Genomic DNA, 17,340 nt, shown 5'->3' with positions numbered 1-17,340 from the left:
TCGGGCCCGTTGGCACTTTTGCGCCACGCTCCGGTCAGAGCGTTCAGGCGCAGGCAATCTCTCAGGAGGTCAACATGCGATACACGCGACTGCTGGCGGCATTGCTCATGGTCGGAACATCAGGAGCCATCGCCGAGCCACCAACCGATCAAGCGAAACTCATGAACGCACCATTGTCCGAGTACCGGGACAATATCCGCACCGGCGCCTCCAAGGACGGGATTCCCTCGATCGATGACCCGGTGTTCCAGGATGCCGAGGCCGCCGACGCGTTCCTCGATGACAATGACCGGGTCATCGGTATCTATATCAACGGCGAGGCGCGCGCCTACCCGCAGCGGATCCTGGTCTGGCACGAGATCGTGAACGATACCGTGGCCGGCGATCCGGTGAGCGTCACGTATTGCCCGTTGACCGGTACCGGACTCGGCTTCCATCGCAACGGCGTGGAGTTCGGGGTGTCGGGCAAGCTGCTGAACAGCAACCTCGTGATGTACGACCGCGAGACCGAAAGCCGTTGGCCGCAGATCCTGGCCGCGGGCATCTCCGGGCCACTGGCCGGCGAGGGGCTCCGGGAATTCCGGACCGTGTTCACCGAATGGGGGCGCTGGAAGGAGCGCTACCCGGATACGCGGGTGCTGTCGACGGATACGGGCATCATGCGGAACTACCAGCAGGACCCCTATGGGAACTACAACCCCGTCAACGGCTATTACGCGCCGGATTCAAGCCGCATGTTCCCCGTAATGAACGACAGTGACCGCTATCCGCCCAAGCAGGAAGTCCTCGGTTTCCGGGGCCGCGATCATGCGGTCGCCGTGGATCTCGGAACGCTCCGGGACGCGGGCGTCATCGAACGTCGGATCGACGGTACGCGCTACGTCATCATCCACGATCCCGGCCTCGATACGGGCTGGGTCTATCGCGGCGATGCCGCGATCGATCCCGGTGCCATCGACTTCGGTCCGGAAGGGCCGCGTTTCGACGGCCGCAATGAAATGGAGCCGGTGAACGCCTTCCGGGCGATGTGGTTCGCCTGGGCGGCGTTCTACCCCGATACCGCGGTGATCGACGATGCCACGGGTGAGACCTGACGTCAGAATCACGGCCGCCGCGGTGGGGCTCGTCTACGCGCTCGGCTATCTCTATGCGCTCGGCGATCTCTCCACGGCGACGCGGCCGGTCTGGTCGGTGACGCTGGGGGATCCCGGGCTCTGGCTCGATCAGCGGGTCGTGTTCCAGTTCGAGGCCATCGCCATGCTGCAGGCGGACCACATCGTGTGGCTGATCAGCCCGCTGAACATACTGATCGCCGCCACCCTCGGCGTATTGCTCGCGCTGAATATCGACGGCGGGTGGATGCTGTGGAAACGGCCCGCGGTATGCGGACTCGCCGGCCGCGGTGGCGGCGTGCTGGCGGCCGTGCCGGCGCTCGCCGCGGGCGGTGCATGCTGCGCGCCGAGCCTGCTGTTGTTACTCGGCATACCGGGGCTGGGTGCCTTCGCGGCCCTGTTCGCATGGCTGGTTCCGCTGTCGCTGGTGCTGCTGGGGGCGAGTCGCTGGTGGCAGCGGCGCCAGGGGGCGCCGCCGTGGTTCCGGGCCAATTCGGGCACGGGTTGAGTATCGGGAATTCTGCGGCGGGCGCACCGGGTGGATAGTCCCGAGGCGTTGATCTGTCGGGCTGGAAGCCCGACCTACAGGCGGACGATTCGCCGCGAGCGGATCGGGGGATCAGCCCGAGGGACTGTGTTTACCGGGGCCGGTCTCGATGGGTGCTCCTTCCCGCGCGGCCCATTCGGTCCAGGAACCGTCGTACACGGCAACGTCATCGCGGCCAAGCCGATGCAATGCGAATGCAAGCACGCATGCCGTTACGCCCGTCCCGCAGGAACACACTACCGGGCGATCGTCCAGATCGGCGAACCGTTCGCGCAGCTCGGCGGGCGCCAGGACGCATCCGGTGTCGGAATCAGTCACGGTATTGAATGGAATATTACGGGAACCGGGAATATGGCCGGACGGCAGACCCGGGCGTGGCTCGGGATCGGTGCCGGCGAAACGCCCCGGCGGCCGCGCATCGATCACGGCCGCCGAACCGGTATCCAGGTTGCGCTGGACATCAGCCCGCGTCCAGACCGCCGCCGGTTCGGGCCGCGCAGTGAATTCGGCCGGCGGCCGTTCGACCGGGCCCGCTTCCAGAGGCAGCCCCTGCCGCTGCCAGGCCGGCAGGCCGCCATCGAGAATCGCCACGCGCGCGTGCCCGAACGCGCGGAACATCCACCACACGCGGGCGGCGGAAAACAGCCCGGCGCTGTCGTATACGATCACCCGCGTGTCGTTGTCGATCCCGAGGCGGCCGACTTCACGGGCGAAATGGCCGGCATCGGGAAGCATGTGCGGCAGTTGCGAATCGGTATCGGCGACGCGATCGATATCGAAGAACACGGCCCCGGGGATATGGGCGGCGAGATACTCGCGGCCGGCATCGCGGCCGGTATTCGGCAGATGCCAGCTCGCATCGACGACGCATAGGTCATCGTCTCGGAGATGACGCTCTAGCCACTCGGCATCGACCAAAGATTCGTGGTCGTCTCGTTCCATCATGCCGCCGCTCCGGGACTCGCTGATGCTCGCGGAAATCCGTAGGTCGGGTTGTAACCCGACACGCGCGAGCCACTGATATGTCGGGTTACAACCCGACCTACGCAATCCAACAGGCTATCAAGGCGTTCATTCCTGCACTGCCGGCGATACGTCGGGCGCGTCGAGCGCCTTCCAGGTGTGCTCGGCCAGGCCGACGCCCGCTTCATACATGGTCAGATACGTCTCCGAAGCGCCCGCCGCGATCACGGCATTGACCTCATCCTCATGCAGCGCGTGGGCCACCACGGTACCGGCGAAGCCGTGGGCACGCAGCTGGCGTGCCGCGATCAATTTCGATTCCAGCGCATCCATCGAGAGCACGACCGCCTGGATCCCCGAGAGATCGATGCCGTGCCAGAAGTTCGCATCCTCGGCATCCGTGTAGGCCACGTTGCGGCCTGCGGCGATATGGGTCTCCACCTTGTACGGATCCGAGTCCAGACCGATCACGCTGGCCCCGCGGCGGCTGAGCGCGTCATAAGCCGAGGCGCCGGTGCGCCCCATGCCCATGATCACGATCCTCGCGTCGCCGAAAGCGGTCGGTTCCTCATCGGGGTGCAGATGCGGCGACTCGAATCGCTGCAGGAAATCCTCGAAGCGCTCGAACAGCGGATGTGCCAGCCGGTTCAGCGGCGCCGCGACGATGAACGAAAGCGCCACCGTGATCGCCAGCGGTACCAGCCATTCCGGCAGCACGGATGCGGACACGATCAGGCCGAACTCGCTGTAGGCGGTGAGGCTCAGTCCGGCAAGGAAGGCGTTGCGCGCGCGGAGGCGGAACAGGATCAGCAGGAAGAAGAACAGGACCCCCTTGACCGGCAGGATCAGGGCGAACACCAGCGCGAACACGAGGTCGTTGACGGACGGCAGTCCCTGCATGCCGATCTGCAGGAAAAACCCGACGAGGAACACTTCCTTGAGACTCCAGAGCGATTCCGACATCTCCGCCGCGCGCGGATGATTCGACAGCATCACGCCCATCAGCAGCGCACCGATCTCCGGGCTGATACCCACCACCTCGAAGCCCATGCCGCCGATCACGACCGCCAGCAGCATGCCCATGAGGACCATGAGCTCGTCATGACCGCTCAGGTCCAGCAGCCAGTGCATCAGCGGCCGCAGGAGCGGCAGCGCGAGGATCCACAGTGCCCAGATCGACGGCGTCGAGCCGCCCTGAATGGCGATCACGATGAGTGCGATCACGTCCTGAAGAATCAGGATGCCGATCGCGACGCGACCGTGAAACGCGCCGATCTCGCGCTTGGTCTCAAGCGTCTTGGCCGCCAGCACCGTGCTGGAAAACGCCAGCGCGACCGCCACCAGCAACGCCGTGTTCCAGGTTGCATCCATGAGGAAATGGATACCCGGCGCGAAGATGGCGACGGTAATCGCGAAGTGCAGCACCGATCCGCCGATCACCTGCGGCTGTACCAGCTGGCGGAGTTTCAGTTTCAGACCGACGGTGAACAGCAGCAGCAGGACGCCCAGATGCGCGACGTGATCGAGGATTTCACCGCTGTCGTGCGGCAGGCCGATTTGTCCGCCGAGCGCATTCAGGCCAAAACCGGCGACCAGAAAACCGACCAGCGGCGGCAATCCAATCTGTTTGACGGCCAGACCGAAGAAGAACGCGAAGGTCAGTACGAAGACTTCGAACATGATGGGCGCCTTTTACCGTCCCTGTGCCATCAGGCGGCAGGTGGAGGATTCAATGGTGCGCGCGAAGCGATAGAGCTTACCGGACCCGGCCCGATCGATACACGGGGATTCGAAGCCCCCCAATGGGTACCGGCATCCCGCTGGCCACGTCGGTCGAAACGGTCCGCAGTGCGCGGACGCGCCCCTGCTTCGCGAGCCCGGGCGGTTTCCCGAGCCCCCGGAGCGTGGTGTAATCCGCCCGGACCGACAGCGTCGATCCCGGCCACGATGCCGGTCCGCAACCCTGGAGTGCGACAGATGCATGCTACCCCGGAGACCGGCGTTACGGCGAACGCGGACCGTCTGCATGAGGTGCTGGACCGGACCGCGACCGTGGTACTCGGCAAGCGTCATGTGATCCGGCTGGCGCTCAGCTGCCTGCTGGCACGCGGGCATCTCCTGCTCGAGGACGTGCCCGGGGTCGGCAAGACGACGCTGGCCCATGCGCTGGCGCACGTACTCCACCTCCAGTACCGACGCATCCAGTTCACCAGCGATCTGCTGCCCGCGGACGTGCTCGGCGCCTCGGTCTTCGAGCGCGACAGCGCGACGTTCCGGTTTCATCCCGGCCCGGTGTTCGCGGAACTCGTGCTCGCCGATGAGATCAACCGCGCGCCCCCGAAGACCCAGAGCGCGCTGCTGGAAGCCATGGAAGAGGAGCAGGTGACCATCGAGGGGCAGACGCGCGCCCTGCCCGACCCGTTTTTCGTGATCGCCACACAGAATCCGCGCGAGCAGGCGGGAACCTATCCGCTGCCGGAATCGCAGCTCGACCGCTTCCTGATGTGCCTGTCGCTCGGTTTCCCCGACACGGACGCTGAGCGTGAACTTTTGAGCGGCACTGACCGCCGTCACCTGATCCGGGATATGGAGGCGGTCCTGGACCCCGCACGCCTGCGCGAACTCCAGGCCAGGGCAGAGCGCATCCACGTCGCGCCCGCCATCCTCGACTATGTGCAGGCGCTGCTGGCGGCGTCCCGCGATGGCGATCGATTCGTGGCCGGACTCTCCCCGCGTGCCGGCCTGTCCCTGATCGCCGCCGCCCGCGGCTGGGCCCTTCTCGCCGAGCGGGACTATGTGCTGCCGGAAGACGTCCAGGCCGTGCTTGGCCCGGTGGTGAATCACCGCCTGCAGTCGATCGACAGCGGTGACCAGGGGGCGCCGGGGGAACGGCTCCAGGCCGAAGTACCGCTACCCTGATGCGGCTCGGCCTCCCCGGGATCGGCGCCGTACCGGGGATGACCCCGTTGCGGCGCCTGCGTTCGGCCATCGCTGAGCGCTGGCTCGATCGGCGCGTTCCGCGCGAGTCCGCGCGCATCCGCCTGCACCGTCGACGGCTTTTCATCCTGCCGACCCCACTCGGCTATACCTTCGCGGCGACCCTGGCCCTGCTGCTGCTCGGTGCGCTCAACTATGGCGCCAGTCTCGGTTTCGCCGTGACGTTCCTGCTGGCGGGTAGCGGTGCGCTGGCGATGATCCATACGTACCGCAACCTCGAGGGGCTCGAACTGACTTTCTCGCCGCCGCCGGCCGCGTTCGCGGGCGAGCGACCCCGCCTGCCGGTGCGCCTGCGTGCCGACGCACCGCAGCGCTGGGGGATCGCCCTGGAGGGTGGTGACGGCCGGGCGCCGGTCACGGCGCCCGCACCGGAAGCCCCCGCGGATGCCGAGTTCCGTTTCCCGCCCCGTCCGCGGGGGCGTTTCCGTCCACCGCGACTTCGTGTGTGCACGGAGTGGCCGTTCGGCCTGCTGCGCGTATGGTCGTGGGTATGGCCGGATGTGGGCGGGATCGTCTACCCGGCCTGCCTCGATCACGGCCTGCCGCCGCCGGAGCGACCCGCGTCCACCGGGATCGATCGCCCGAGCGCGGGCGCCGAAGAGGATTTCGCTGGCCTGCGGGCCTATCAGCCCGGCGACTCGCCCCGGCGGATCTCCTGGACCGCTTTCGCGCGCACCGACGACCTGCTGGTCAAGGCGTTCGAATCCGCGCCCGCCGGCGACTACCGGTTTGACTGGGACGACACCGCCCCTCTGCAACCCGAGGAACGCCTCGAGCAGCTGTGCTTCTGGGTGGTCCGGGCGGAGCGGGCGGGTCTGCGCTATGGTCTCGCGCTCCCGGACCAACGGATCGACCCGGGCACCGGCCCGGCCCACCGTGCGCGCTGCCTGGAGGCCCTCGCCCTGCTGGGGATCGGTGAGGACGCGACCGCATGAGCCGCACCACCGGGATCGACACGGCACAGCTCCATGCCGCCGCCGTGGCCCTGGTGGCGGCGACACTGCCGCACGTGGGGCAGCTCCCGTTCTGGGTGCTCACGCTGGTACCGGGCGCGATCGCGCTGCGCCTGGCGCTTGCGCGCCCACCGGGCCGCTGGCTCCTGATCGGACTGGTCGTCGTGGTCTTCGCAGCCGTGCTGTTCCGCTTCCGTACGATCGCCGGGCCGACCGCGGGTGGCGCCTTCTTCTGCGCCATGGTCGCGCTGAAATTCCTGGAGAGCCGCAACCGGCGCGATCTCGGCATCCTCCTGTGCCTCGCGTATTTCCTCGCGATCTCGGTATTCCTCAACAGCGAGGCCATCGGTATCGCCGTGCTGGTACTCGCGGCCGTGCTGGCGACCACGGTGGCGCTCACCTTCGTGGCAGAACCGGATGGCCCGCCGGTGCGGGCGCGCCTGCGCCTGTCCGGGACCCTGTTGCTGCAGGCGGTCCCCGTGATGCTTGTCCTCTTCCTGCTGTTTCCGCGCCTGCCGGGACCGATCTGGGGACTGGGGGACGAGCAAACCGCCCGCACGGGACTCGATGACCGGATGTCGCCCGGCGACATCACGCGCCTGACCGAGTCCTCCGAAGTGGCCTTCCGGGTCAATTTCGAGGACGAACCGCCCGCCCCGGCGGAGCGCTACTGGCGCGGGCCGGTCTTCTGGTCGTACGACGGGCGCGCATGGACCGAGGGCGAATCGCGCCACCGCGGCCTCGAGGCGCCGACCGCGACCGCGCGGGAACGGACCTACACGCTGATCCTCGAACCGCACGGGCGCAAGTGGCTGTTCGGTCTGGATATCCCGGTGGCCGCCGACGGCGACGTGAAACGCCGCACCGGGTACAACCTGGTGACGGATGATCGGGTCGATTCGGTCCAGCGTTATGAAATGCGCTCCGCCCTGGAGTACCGCATCGAGCGGGAACTGCCCCGGGCCCGCCGCGAGCGCGCGCTCGATCTGCCGTCGGGGAGCGCGCCCCGGGCGCGCGAACTGGCCGCGCGCTGGCGCGCCGAGGCGGACGGCCCGCAGGGGGTTGTCGACCGGGCCCTCGCGTTCCTGCGCGATGAGGATTTCGTCTACACGCTGTCGCCGGACCCCCTGGGCGACACACCGGTCGACACCCTGCTGTTCGAGACACGGACCGGATTCTGCGAACACTTCGCCAGCGCCTTCACGGTACTGATGCGGGCGGCGGAGATCCCCGCACGGGTCGTGACCGGCTATCAGGGCGGCGAGATCAACGACGACTACATGATCGTGCGCCAATCCGATGCGCACGCCTGGACGGAGGTCTGGCTGCCCGAGCGGGGCTGGACGCGGGTGGACCCGACCGGCGCCGTGTCGACCACGCGACTCGATGCGGGCATCGGCAGCCTCGAAGGCGCCGGTTCGCTCGATCTGCTCTCGCGCCGGGACAGCGGGGTACTGCGCGAGATCGCCCTGCTGTGGGATTCCGTGAATCATGGCTGGAACCGATTCGTGCTCGGCTACGGCCCCACGCTGCAGAAACAGCTCCTCGAACGGCTCGGCATGGACGCCCTCGGCCGCTGGGCGCTGGGGCTCGTGATGCTGGCAGCGGTGGGTCTGTTGATCGCAGCCGTGTGGCTGCTGGCGCTGCGACCGGTGGGCCCGCGCGATCCGGTGGAACGGCTTTGGCGACGGGCCCGGCGCCGGCTCCCGCGCGTGGGCGTGCGGCCCCATCCGGCGGAAGGGCCGATCGACCTGGCAACACGCGTGCGCCGGACACGCCCCGATGTCGCGCCGGCCTTCTCCCGCATCGTCTCGGCCTACGTCCGGCTGCGTTACCGGCCGGCTCCGCACGATTCGGCGTTCCGGGAGCTGCGTGAGGCGGTGAAGGCATTCCGGCCACGCCGGCGGCCGCCACGCAAGCGTTAGTCGACGGAGGCCGCCAGCGCGCTCGAGCGCCCCGGGAAGCGGTGGCCACGGTGGAGACAGTAGCCAAGCCATTTGTGCAGAAAACGGTTGCGTTCCCAGCAGCGCTCGAGCGTGCGCCGGGCATCGAAGTGGTAGCGGCCACGCCCCATGTGCACTTCCATCGCCTCCGCCGTGCGCGCGTCGTGCTGGACCCGAATGCGGAGATCCGGCTCATAGCGGACCTCGTCCCCGTCGGTAAACGCGTAGGTCAGACGCAGTGTCGTGGTATAGCGCGCGCGTTCGATGATGGTCACATGCAGATCGACACACCCGCTTACGCGCGATACGGCGCTCCCGTCGATGGCGTCGACCCGCGGGACGAGGCGCCGCAGGCGCATATAGTTCTCTTCATACAGTGCCATCAGGCCGGGGAAGTTGCGCCGGCTGGCGGTGGAGAGGGCGCGCTGCTGTGCACGGGACTGCTGCATCGGCTACAGGGTATCTCGTTGGGGTAACCAGCAGCAGGATACACGCTGCGGATCACGGGCTGGAAGCGCCCGGCTCGACTACGCTTGAGTACGGGTCACGAAACGCCATCGGGCCCGTGCGGGCCGCGCCCGACCCTGCGACAGCGTCGCCTGCAGGCAAGAATCCGGAGACCGGCGTCGCGCAGAGGACATCCGCCGCGCGGACGTGTTAATCTCCGCCACCGCTTTTACACGCGCGCCCGCGCGGGCGCGCCCCGACACGGAACCCGTCTGATCGCGATGCAATACATTAAGCGCTTCTCCGAGATTTCCTACGACGACGTCGCCATTGTCGGCGGCAAAAACGCCTCGCTCGGCGAGATGTATCGCGAACTCCGCGACCTCGACGTGCTGGTCCCCAACGGCTTCGCGATCACCGCCGACGCCTTCCGTTATTACATCGAACACAACGGACTGTTCGATGAGATCAAGCGCCTGCTGAGCGATCTCGATCTCAACGACACGCATCGCCTGTCGGATGTCGGCGGCATCATCCGCGCGGGCATCGTCCATGGCGACATGCCGACGGATCTGCGCGATGAGATCTTCGCCGCCTACCGGGAACTCGGCGAGGAATACGGCCACAATCCCGACGTCGCGGTGCGCAGTTCGGCCACGGCGGAGGACCTGCCCGACGCCTCGTTCGCCGGCCAGCAGGAGAGCTACCTCAATATCCGCGGCACGCGTAACCTCTCGACGACCTGCAAGTGGGTGTTCTCGTCGCTGTTTACCGATCGCGCGATCGCCTACCGGGCCCACCATGGCTTCGATCACATGGACGTCGCGCTGTCGATCACCGTGCAGAAGATGGTGCGCTCCGACATCTCCTCGTCGGGCGTGATCTTCACCCTCGACACCGAGAGCGGCTTCCGCGATGTCGTGTTCGTGACTTCGGCCTACGGGCTGGGCGAGAACGTGGTCCAGGGGACCGTGAATCCGGACGAGTTCTACGTGCACAAGTCGAAGCTCGAGCAGGGCTTCGCACCGATCCTGCAGCGCCATATCGGCACGAAAGAACTCAAGATGATCTACACGGCCGAGAACGTGCGCGGCAATTCCACGCGCAACGTCGAGGTCAAGCCGTCCGAGCGCCGCGAGTTCTCGATCGAGGAAGAGGACGTCCTCACCCTCGCCCGCTACGCCACCACCATCGAAAAACATTACTCCAGGCGTAATGGCCACTCCACGCCCATGGACATCGAGTGGGCCAAGGACGGCGAGAACGGTCAGTTGTTCATCGTCCAGGCCCGCCCGGAGACGGTCCAGTCGCGCGTTGACAACGTCCAGTTCCAGGAGACCTTCCGGCTCGACGAGACCGGCGAGGTGCTCACGCAGGGCAAGAGTGTTGGCCGGCGCATCGCGGCCGGGCGTTCGCGCGTGATCCTGGAAGCCACGCACATGCACGACCTCAAGGAAGGCGAGGTACTGATCACCGATATCACGGACCCGGACTGGGAACCCGTGATGAAACGGGCGGCGGCCATTGTCACGAACCGTGGCGGGCGCACCTGTCACGCGGCTATCATCGCGCGCGAACTCGGCATACCGGCCATCGTCGGCTGCGGCAACGCGACCGAGGTGCTGGATGACGATCTGGACCTGACCGTCTCCTGCGCCGAGGGCGACCTCGGCTACGTCTACGACGGGATCCTCCCGTTCCACAGCGAACGCCTCGATGCCTCGGACCTCGCGCCGACCGAAACGAAGCTCATGCTCAACCTCGGCAACCCGGAGCGTGCCTTCGAGGCCTCCTTCATGCCGTCCGATGGCGTCGGTCTGGCCCGTCTCGAGTTCATCATCAACAACTCGATCGGGATCCACCCGCGCGCCCTGCTTGAATACGACTCGCTCGACGGCGGCACGCAGCGGGAGATCGATCAGTCCATTTCCGGCTATGAGAATCCGCGCCAGTTCTACATCGACCGCATCGCCGAGGGCGTGGGCACGATCGCCGGCGCCTTCTATCCCCGCCCGGTCGTCGTGCGGTTGTCCGATTTCAAGTCCAATGAATACGCCTCCCTGATCGGCGGTGCCCCGTACGAGCCGCACGAGGAGAACCCGATGCTCGGGTTCCGTGGCGCCTCGCGCTACTTCTCGCCGGAGTTCGCGGAGGCCTTCGCGCTCGAATGCCAGGCCCTGCGCAAGGTTCGCGAGACCATGGGCTTCGAGAACATGAAGCTGATGGTGCCCTTCGTCCGGACGCCCGCCGAGGGCGAGCGCGTCATCCAGCTGCTGGCGGAGAACGGCCTGGAACGCGGCGTGAACGGGCTGGAGGTCTATCTGATGTGCGAGATCCCGACCAACGCCCTGCGTGCCGATGACTTCCTCGAGCACTTCGACGGATTCTCGATCGGTTCCAACGATCTGACCCAGCTCACCCTCGGCGTCGACCGCGACTCGGCCGCCGTGACCGAGGGCGACGAACGCGACCCGGCGGTCCTGGACCTGATGGAAATGGCGATCAAGGCCTGCAACCGCCAGGGCAAATATGTCGGGATCTGCGGTCAGGCGCCCTCGGATTTCCCGGAGATCACGCGCTTCCTGGTCGAACACGGGATCGGCTCGATCTCGCTCAACCCGGACAGCCTGCTGCGGATGAAGAAAATTACCGCCGAGGTGGAAAGTGCAGCCGGTCGCACTGCGCCCCCCGAGCAGGCAGCGCCGCAGAAGTAATCGCGCGCGACGTATCCCTTGCGATTACACAGGATTTATCGATAATGGCCCGCCCTGCCCGCCGGTTCCGCCGGCGGGCCCGTACTGCGCCAGCCGTGGAGCACTGATGGCGAAAGAAGATCATATCGAGATGGACGGCACGGTGATCGACACCCTGCCGAACACGATGTTCCGGGTCGAACTGGACAACGGCCACGTCGTGACCGCCCATATCTCGGGCAAGATGCGTAAGCACTATATCCGGATCCTGACCGGCGACCGCGTCACGGTCCAGCTCACGCCCTACGACCTCTCCAAGGGGCGGATCACCTACCGCTCGCGCTGAGGGCGCCGTCCGGCCGGACGGTTCCCGGGCCCCGCCCGGGCCTGTATCCATCTGAACGGTTTGCCGCGGTCGCCTGGCCGGGCATAGGGCCACTCTGTTCCTGGCCGTGCCTGGCCGTAGGTCGGACTTCCGGTCCGATGCCGCCGGGGTGTCTGTATGGACACCACTTTCCTGTTGGCTCTTGCGGTCTCGTTGGGTCGTTTTCTGATTGGATCCGTGGGTTGGGTTTCGCCGGCTTTCGCCGGCGAGTTCCTTTCTTTTGCACGAAAAGAAAGGAACCAAAGAAAGCGTGCCCCGGGCGACGCCGCCCCACCACCGTTTTCGGGGAGCGATCACGCGCTGTGCGCCTGATCGCCGCATCGACGATGGCCCGGTCTGAAGGCTCCCGACGGAAAACGCCGGCGGGGTCCCCTGCGCGCGGGCGTGGGCGACGGGTACGGGCGACAGGCCATCCATGGCCTGACGCCCGCATGGCCGCATCCATGCGGCCACCCGGCGCTGGGGCGCCGGGCTGATCCGCCGCCCACGCCCGTGCTCGGCGGCGTCGATGGGGACGAGACGTCAAAACCCTCGTGGGCCGGACCTTCCTGCACGGAATTCGGCGCTGCGGGTTTCCATCCCGTCTGGCGCGCCGAGCATCGCAGGGGCCGCCGGGGCGCGCAGTCGGCACACGGACGTGCCGTCTGCGCGCCCCGGCGGCCCCGAGAAGCACAGGGCACCCCGCTGCGGTCTGCGCCCGAATACGCGAACGCATTACCAGGACGCACGGCACTACCGGCTTCGATCCACCGATCATGATTCCCCGCAGACCGCAGCGGGGCGCGCCAGCCAGGGCGTGCTTTCTTTGGCTTCTTTCTTTTCACGCAAAAGAAAGATGCTCGCCGGCGACAGCCGGCGAAACCCAACCCACATATCCAATCAGAAAAAAACACACCCCGGGAACGAGGAGAGCAGAAGGAACCGCGTCCAGCACCGACACCCCATCATGTCGGACTGGAAGTCCGACCTACACCACCGGGCACTCAGCGGTATCACAGCTACATCGGACAAAAAAACGCCCCGCCGACCTGATGGCCGACAGGGCGTGATCGTGCACAACAGGTGGTGCCCCGGTTACGGAACCGCTTCCGGCGTCTCCACCTCGATCGCGAGGCCATCGTCCTCGCCCACGGTGACGTTCACCCGACCACCCTTGGTCAGGCGACCGAACAGGAGCTCGTCCGCCAACGGCTTCTTGACGTGCTCCTGGATCACCCGGGCCATGGGCCGTGCGCCCATCACCCGATCGTATCCGTTGCGGGCAAGCCAGGCCCGTGCCGCATCGTCGACCTGCAGCGACACCCGTTTCTCTTCGAGCTGGGTCTCGAGTTCGATGATGAACTTGTCGACGACGTTGGCGATCGTCCGCTCGTCCAGCGACTGGAACTGGATGATCGCGTCGAGGCGATTGCGGAACTCCGGCGTGAAGGTGTGGTTGAGCACCCCCATCACGTCCTTGGTGTTGTCGGCCGTGTTGAAACCGATACTCCGCCGCGACAGCGCCTCGGCGCCCGCGTTCGTGGTCATCACGATCACGACGTTGCGGAAGTCCGCCTTGCGGCCGTTGTTGTCGGTCAGCGTGCCGTGGTCCATGACCTGCAGCAGCAGGTTATAGACGTCCGGATGCGCCTTCTCGACCTCGTCCAGCAACAGCACCGCGTGCGGGTTCTGGATGACGGCATCCGTGAGCAACCCGCCCTGATCGAAGCCGACATAGCCCGGCGGCGCGCCGATCAGGCGTGACACGGTGTGACGCTCCATGTACTCCGACATGTCGAAGCGCAGGAGCTCGATCCCGAGCAGCTGGGCCAGTTGGCGCGTCACTTCGGTCTTGCCGACGCCGGTCGGGCCGGCGAACAGGAAGCTGCCGATCGGCCGATCCTGGTGGCCGAGACCGGAGCGCGTCATCTTGATCGCCGACGCCAGCGTCGAGATGGCCTCGTCCTGCCCGAACACCATCATCTTGAGATCGCGCTCGAGCGTCTTCAGGACACCGAGGTCCGTGCGCGAGACGTTGCGCGCGGGGATCCGCGCCATGCGCGAGATCACGTTCTCGACGTCGTTGACGTTGATGGTCTTCTTGCGCTTGCTCTCCGGCTGCAGGCGGCGGTTCGCGCCGGCCTCGTCGATCACGTCGATGGCCTTGTCCGGCAGGAAGCGGTCATTGATATACCGTCCCGACAGTTCCGCGGCCGAGCGCAGGGCACCATTGGTGAAACGCACCTGGTGGAATTCCTCGAAGCGGCTCTTGAGCCCCTTGAGGATCGTGATCGTCTCTTCGACGGTCGGCTCGTTGACGTCGATCTTCTGGAAACGGCGGGCCAGTGCCCGATCCTTCTCGAAGATGCCGCGGTATTCCTGATACGTGGTCGAACCGATGCACTTGAGTTCGCCCGAGGCGAGCATCGGCTTGATCAGGTTCGACGCGTCCATCACGCCGCCCGAGGCCGCACCGGCACCGATGATCGTGTGGATCTCGTCGATGAACAGGACCGCGTGCTGCTCCTTCTTGAGCTGCGCGAGGATCCCCTTGAGGCGCTTCTCGAAATCGCCGCGGTATTTCGTGCCGGCGACCAGTGCACCCATATCGAGCGAGTAGATGACGGCATCAGACAGCACGTCCGGCACCTGGCCGTCGACGACCTTCTTCGCCAGACCCTCGGCGATCGCGGTCTTGCCGACACCGGCCTCACCGACCAGCAGCGGGTTGTTCTTGCGCCGCCGGCAGAGGATCTGGATGGTCCGCTCGACTTCGTTGTCGCGGCCGATCAGCGGATCGATATTACCCGCCAGCGCCTTCTGATTGAGGTTGGTCGCGAAATTCTCGAGCGGCTGGCGTTCGCTGTCGCCCGAATCGGTGACGCTGTCGCTCTGCTCCTGTTCCTGCTCGCTGTCCTCGTTTTCCTCGCCCGACACCTTCGAGATGCCGTGCGAGATGTAGTTGACCACGTCCAGACGCGAAACGTTCTGCTCGGACAGCAGGTACACGGCGTGCGATTCCTGCTCGCCGAAGATGGCGACCAGGACGTTCGCGCCGGTGACTTCCTTGCTGCCAGCCGACTGGACATGGAACACGGCCCGCTGCAGCACCCGCTGGAATCCGAGGGTCGGCTGGGTCTCGCGCGCGTCGTCACCGTCGAGGAGCGGTGTATTCTCCTCGACGAACTGTTCGAGATCCCGCCGCAGCTTCTCGATATCCGCACCGCAGGCGCGCAATACCGATGTGGCCGTCGGGTTATCGAGCAGGGCGAGCAGCAGGTGCTCGACCGTCATGAATTCGTAACGCCGCTCACGCGCTTCCTTGAAAGCGGTGTTGAGCGTGAATTCGAGCTCTTTGCTCAGCATGATCTACTCCGGCCATTCGGCGTGGAGACGGTTCCGGAAATCCCGGATCACGGGACCCGGCGTGATTCGCGCGCTACGCGCTCATGGCTCCCGGACCGCCTCCGTGTCAGGCCTCTTCCATCGAGCACAGCAACGGATGCTGATGCTCGCGCGCGTACCGATTAACCTGATTGACTTTCGTTTCCGCGACGTCGGGGCTGAACACGCCACATACGCCTTTTCCACGAGTATGGACGTGCAGCATGACCTGTGTCGCCTGTTCGCGGTCCATGCGGAAAAAATATTCCAGCACATGAACGACGAACTCCATCGGCGTGTAGTCGTCGTTCAGCAGCACCACTTTGTACAGCGGCGGCCGCTTGAGTTTCGGTTTCGCCGACTCGACGGCGACATCGTCATCGTGACGCGGATCGTTCTCGCTCATGACTTCGATTCTACCGCTGTCGCGCCGGCCTCACCATTACCACTCGCCGGCCGCTTACCACCACTCCGCATCACGGCCCCCGGTCATGTTGAATTTAGGCCGGATGCGGCGTTTTTCAAGATGCCCGCCGAACGATGGTCCGCACGCCGAACCGGCGCCCGGCCACGATCATCGATCCGGGCCCTCTCTCTGTCTTGACCGTCGGCTTCCGGCGCGGTTCCGCGGGTCGCCTCGAATGCGGCGCCCGTCCCCCTGATATTCGCACCGGATGCAAGACCGGTTCCAGCCATCCGCGAGTTCCGCCTGGCTGTACGCCCGAAGCTTATGGGAAGACCGCCCCCCGCATGGACTTGACCCGATTGTACTGCCCAGGCCGGTGTCGAAGCCATGCGCCAGCCGGTTCCGCGCCTCGGGGACCGGCCCGTCGGCGGGCGAATACCCGACCCGGCCGGGCCCGTGCTAGAGTCCCGGCAGGCCTACCGGCAGCCGCCCCGATGTACCCGAGCGTCTGGACACCCCACATGACCGTCGCGGCCGTAATCGAGACCGACGGCCGCTTTCTGGTTGTCGAGGAGATGGCCGAAGGCAAACGGGTGTTCAACCAGCCCGCCGGCCATCTCGAACCGGGCGAGCGCCTGGCGGATGCGGTCGTGCGCGAGGTGCTGGAGGAGGCCGGCGCCCACTTCGTCCCCGAACACGTGATCGGCCTCTACCGCTGGGTCAACCCGCGCAACGAGGAGACCCACCTGCGCGTGGCGTTTGGCGGCCATCTCAACGGCAGCGAACCGGGCCGCACACTCGACGAGCCCATCATCGCGCCGCACTGGCTCAGTTACGATGAACTGGTCGATCGCCGGGAAAGCCTTCGCAGTCCGCTGGTCATGGGTTGCATCGACGACCACCTGCGCGGCTGCAGTTATTCGCTGGAGCTCCTCCGGGATTTCGAGTGACGCCGTCGGCGCTACTGCTCGCCGCGTGGCTGTCCGGGCCGGCGAGCGCCCCACCGCCCCCGCTGGTCAATGTCTGCTGGGATTACGGCTGCGATCGCAGCGAGCGCCTACTGGTACCCGCCGACGCGTGGGCGGACGTCCGTGAGCTGCTGCAGGCGCCGCCACCGAACCCGAGGACCGAGCGCGCCCGGGTGGCCACCGCGATCGCACGCTTCGAGGCCGCGCTCGGCGCGCGTACCGGCACCGACGCCGACCTCCACGGCAACCTCGCCGGCTCGGGTCAGCCCGGGCAAATGGACTGCATCGACGAGTCCCGCAACACGACCGGCTACCTGCACGTGTTGGCCGAGCATGGACTCCTCCACTGGCATGACGTGGGTGAGCGCCGCAAACGCGCCCCCTGGCTGTTCGATCAGCACTGGACCGCGGTGCTCGTCGACCGGACCGATGGCAGCCGCTGGGCGATCGACAGCTGGCACCTCGACAACGGCCTGCGGCCGTACGTACAGCGGCTTGAGGCTTGGCTCGACGGCGACGAACCGCCGCCCAATCCCGACGCCTGACGGCCGCATCCACGGCGC

Annotated in this window: 14 protein-coding genes; 9 read left to right on the top strand and 5 right to left on the bottom strand. The window is 66.4% G+C overall.

What is annotated here, in order from left to right:
- Window positions 1–74 precede the first annotated feature (74 nt).
- Complete coding sequence (locus A0W70_RS10530) at window positions 75–1,094, top strand: DUF3179 domain-containing protein (RefSeq protein WP_083330937.1); 1,020 nt, start codon at window positions 75–77, stop codon at window positions 1,092–1,094.
- Window positions 1,075–1,620: a hypothetical protein gene (locus tag A0W70_RS10525; protein WP_139150825.1), complete on the top strand. Its 546-nt coding sequence runs from the start codon at window positions 1,075–1,077 to the stop codon at window positions 1,618–1,620. Before A0W70_RS10530 ends, A0W70_RS10525 begins: the two co-directional genes overlap by 20 nt.
- A 111-nt stretch (window positions 1,621–1,731) precedes the next feature.
- Here the strand turns inward: A0W70_RS10525 and sseA are convergent, their stop codons facing one another.
- Complete coding sequence (sseA, locus tag A0W70_RS10520; protein WP_217495428.1) at window positions 1,732–2,604, bottom strand: 3-mercaptopyruvate sulfurtransferase; 873 nt, start codon at window positions 2,602–2,604, stop codon at window positions 1,732–1,734.
- Window positions 2,605–2,730: 126 nt separating this feature from the next.
- Window positions 2,731–4,302 carry a cation:proton antiporter domain-containing protein gene (locus A0W70_RS10515; RefSeq protein ID WP_175443103.1) on the bottom strand — a complete coding sequence of 524 codons (1,572 nt, stop codon included), beginning with the start codon at window positions 4,300–4,302 and terminating at the stop codon, window positions 2,731–2,733.
- Window positions 4,303–4,599: 297 nt separating this feature from the next.
- On the opposite strand from A0W70_RS10515, the gene A0W70_RS10510 reads away from it, so the two are divergent.
- From A0W70_RS10510 to A0W70_RS10500, 3 genes are read left to right on the top strand one after another with little or no spacing between them, the layout of a single operon-like run.
- Window positions 4,600–5,541 (top strand): AAA family ATPase, encoded by a 942-nt coding sequence (locus A0W70_RS10510; RefSeq protein WP_067562466.1) that lies wholly within the window; start codon window positions 4,600–4,602, stop codon window positions 5,539–5,541.
- Window positions 5,541–6,554, top strand: a complete 1,014-nt coding sequence (locus A0W70_RS10505; protein ID WP_067562463.1) for a DUF58 domain-containing protein — start codon at window positions 5,541–5,543, stop codon at window positions 6,552–6,554. Before A0W70_RS10510 ends, A0W70_RS10505 begins: the two co-directional genes overlap by 1 nt.
- Entirely contained in the window at window positions 6,551–8,497 is a 1,947-nt protein-coding gene (locus A0W70_RS10500; RefSeq protein ID WP_067562460.1) for a transglutaminase TgpA family protein, read from the top strand. Before A0W70_RS10505 ends, A0W70_RS10500 begins: the two co-directional genes overlap by 4 nt.
- On the opposite strand, the gene A0W70_RS10495 is transcribed toward A0W70_RS10500, so the two are convergent.
- Window positions 8,494–8,964: a DUF1249 domain-containing protein gene (locus tag A0W70_RS10495; RefSeq protein ID WP_067562456.1), complete on the bottom strand. Its 471-nt coding sequence runs from the start codon at window positions 8,962–8,964 to the stop codon at window positions 8,494–8,496. The two genes, A0W70_RS10500 and A0W70_RS10495, sit on opposite strands and share 4 nt — an antisense overlap.
- 279 nt (window positions 8,965–9,243) lie before the next feature.
- Here A0W70_RS10495 and ppsA point away from each other — a divergent pair, with 279 nt between their 5' ends.
- Window positions 9,244–11,676, top strand: coding sequence for a phosphoenolpyruvate synthase (gene ppsA / locus A0W70_RS10490; protein WP_067562451.1), 2,433 nt, complete (start codon window positions 9,244–9,246; stop codon window positions 11,674–11,676).
- A gap of 106 nt (window positions 11,677–11,782) precedes the next feature.
- Window positions 11,783–12,001 (top strand): translation initiation factor IF-1, encoded by a 219-nt coding sequence (gene infA, locus A0W70_RS10485; RefSeq protein WP_067562447.1) that lies wholly within the window; start codon window positions 11,783–11,785, stop codon window positions 11,999–12,001.
- 1,113 nt (window positions 12,002–13,114) lie between these two features.
- On the opposite strand, the gene clpA is transcribed toward infA, so the two are convergent.
- Both clpA and clpS read right to left on the bottom strand, forming a co-directional pair.
- Window positions 13,115–15,385, bottom strand: a complete 2,271-nt coding sequence (gene clpA, locus A0W70_RS10480) for an ATP-dependent Clp protease ATP-binding subunit ClpA (RefSeq protein ID WP_067562443.1) — start codon at window positions 15,383–15,385, stop codon at window positions 13,115–13,117.
- Window positions 15,386–15,491: 106 nt separating this feature from the next.
- On the bottom strand, window positions 15,492–15,809 hold the full coding sequence (clpS, locus tag A0W70_RS10475; protein ID WP_067562440.1) for an ATP-dependent Clp protease adapter ClpS: 318 nt from the start codon (window positions 15,807–15,809) through the stop codon (window positions 15,492–15,494).
- A 521-nt stretch (window positions 15,810–16,330) separates the two neighbouring features.
- Between clpS and A0W70_RS10470 the strand changes: the two genes are divergently transcribed.
- Together A0W70_RS10470 and A0W70_RS10465 are read left to right on the top strand one after the other, a co-directional pair.
- Window positions 16,331–16,759 (top strand): NUDIX hydrolase, encoded by a 429-nt coding sequence (locus A0W70_RS10470; protein ID WP_217495427.1) that lies wholly within the window; start codon window positions 16,331–16,333, stop codon window positions 16,757–16,759.
- Window positions 16,756–17,322: a hypothetical protein gene (locus tag A0W70_RS10465; RefSeq protein WP_067562433.1), complete on the top strand. Its 567-nt coding sequence runs from the start codon at window positions 16,756–16,758 to the stop codon at window positions 17,320–17,322. Before A0W70_RS10470 ends, A0W70_RS10465 begins: the two co-directional genes overlap by 4 nt.
- Window positions 17,323–17,340: the final 18 nt, after the last annotated feature.

Source organism: Halofilum ochraceum, from assembly GCF_001614315.2.
Classification (GTDB): domain Bacteria; phylum Pseudomonadota; class Gammaproteobacteria; order XJ16; family Halofilaceae; genus Halofilum; species Halofilum ochraceum.
The sequence above is the reverse complement of the archived record's forward strand: the minus strand, read 5'-3'. Positions and strand labels throughout refer to the sequence as shown.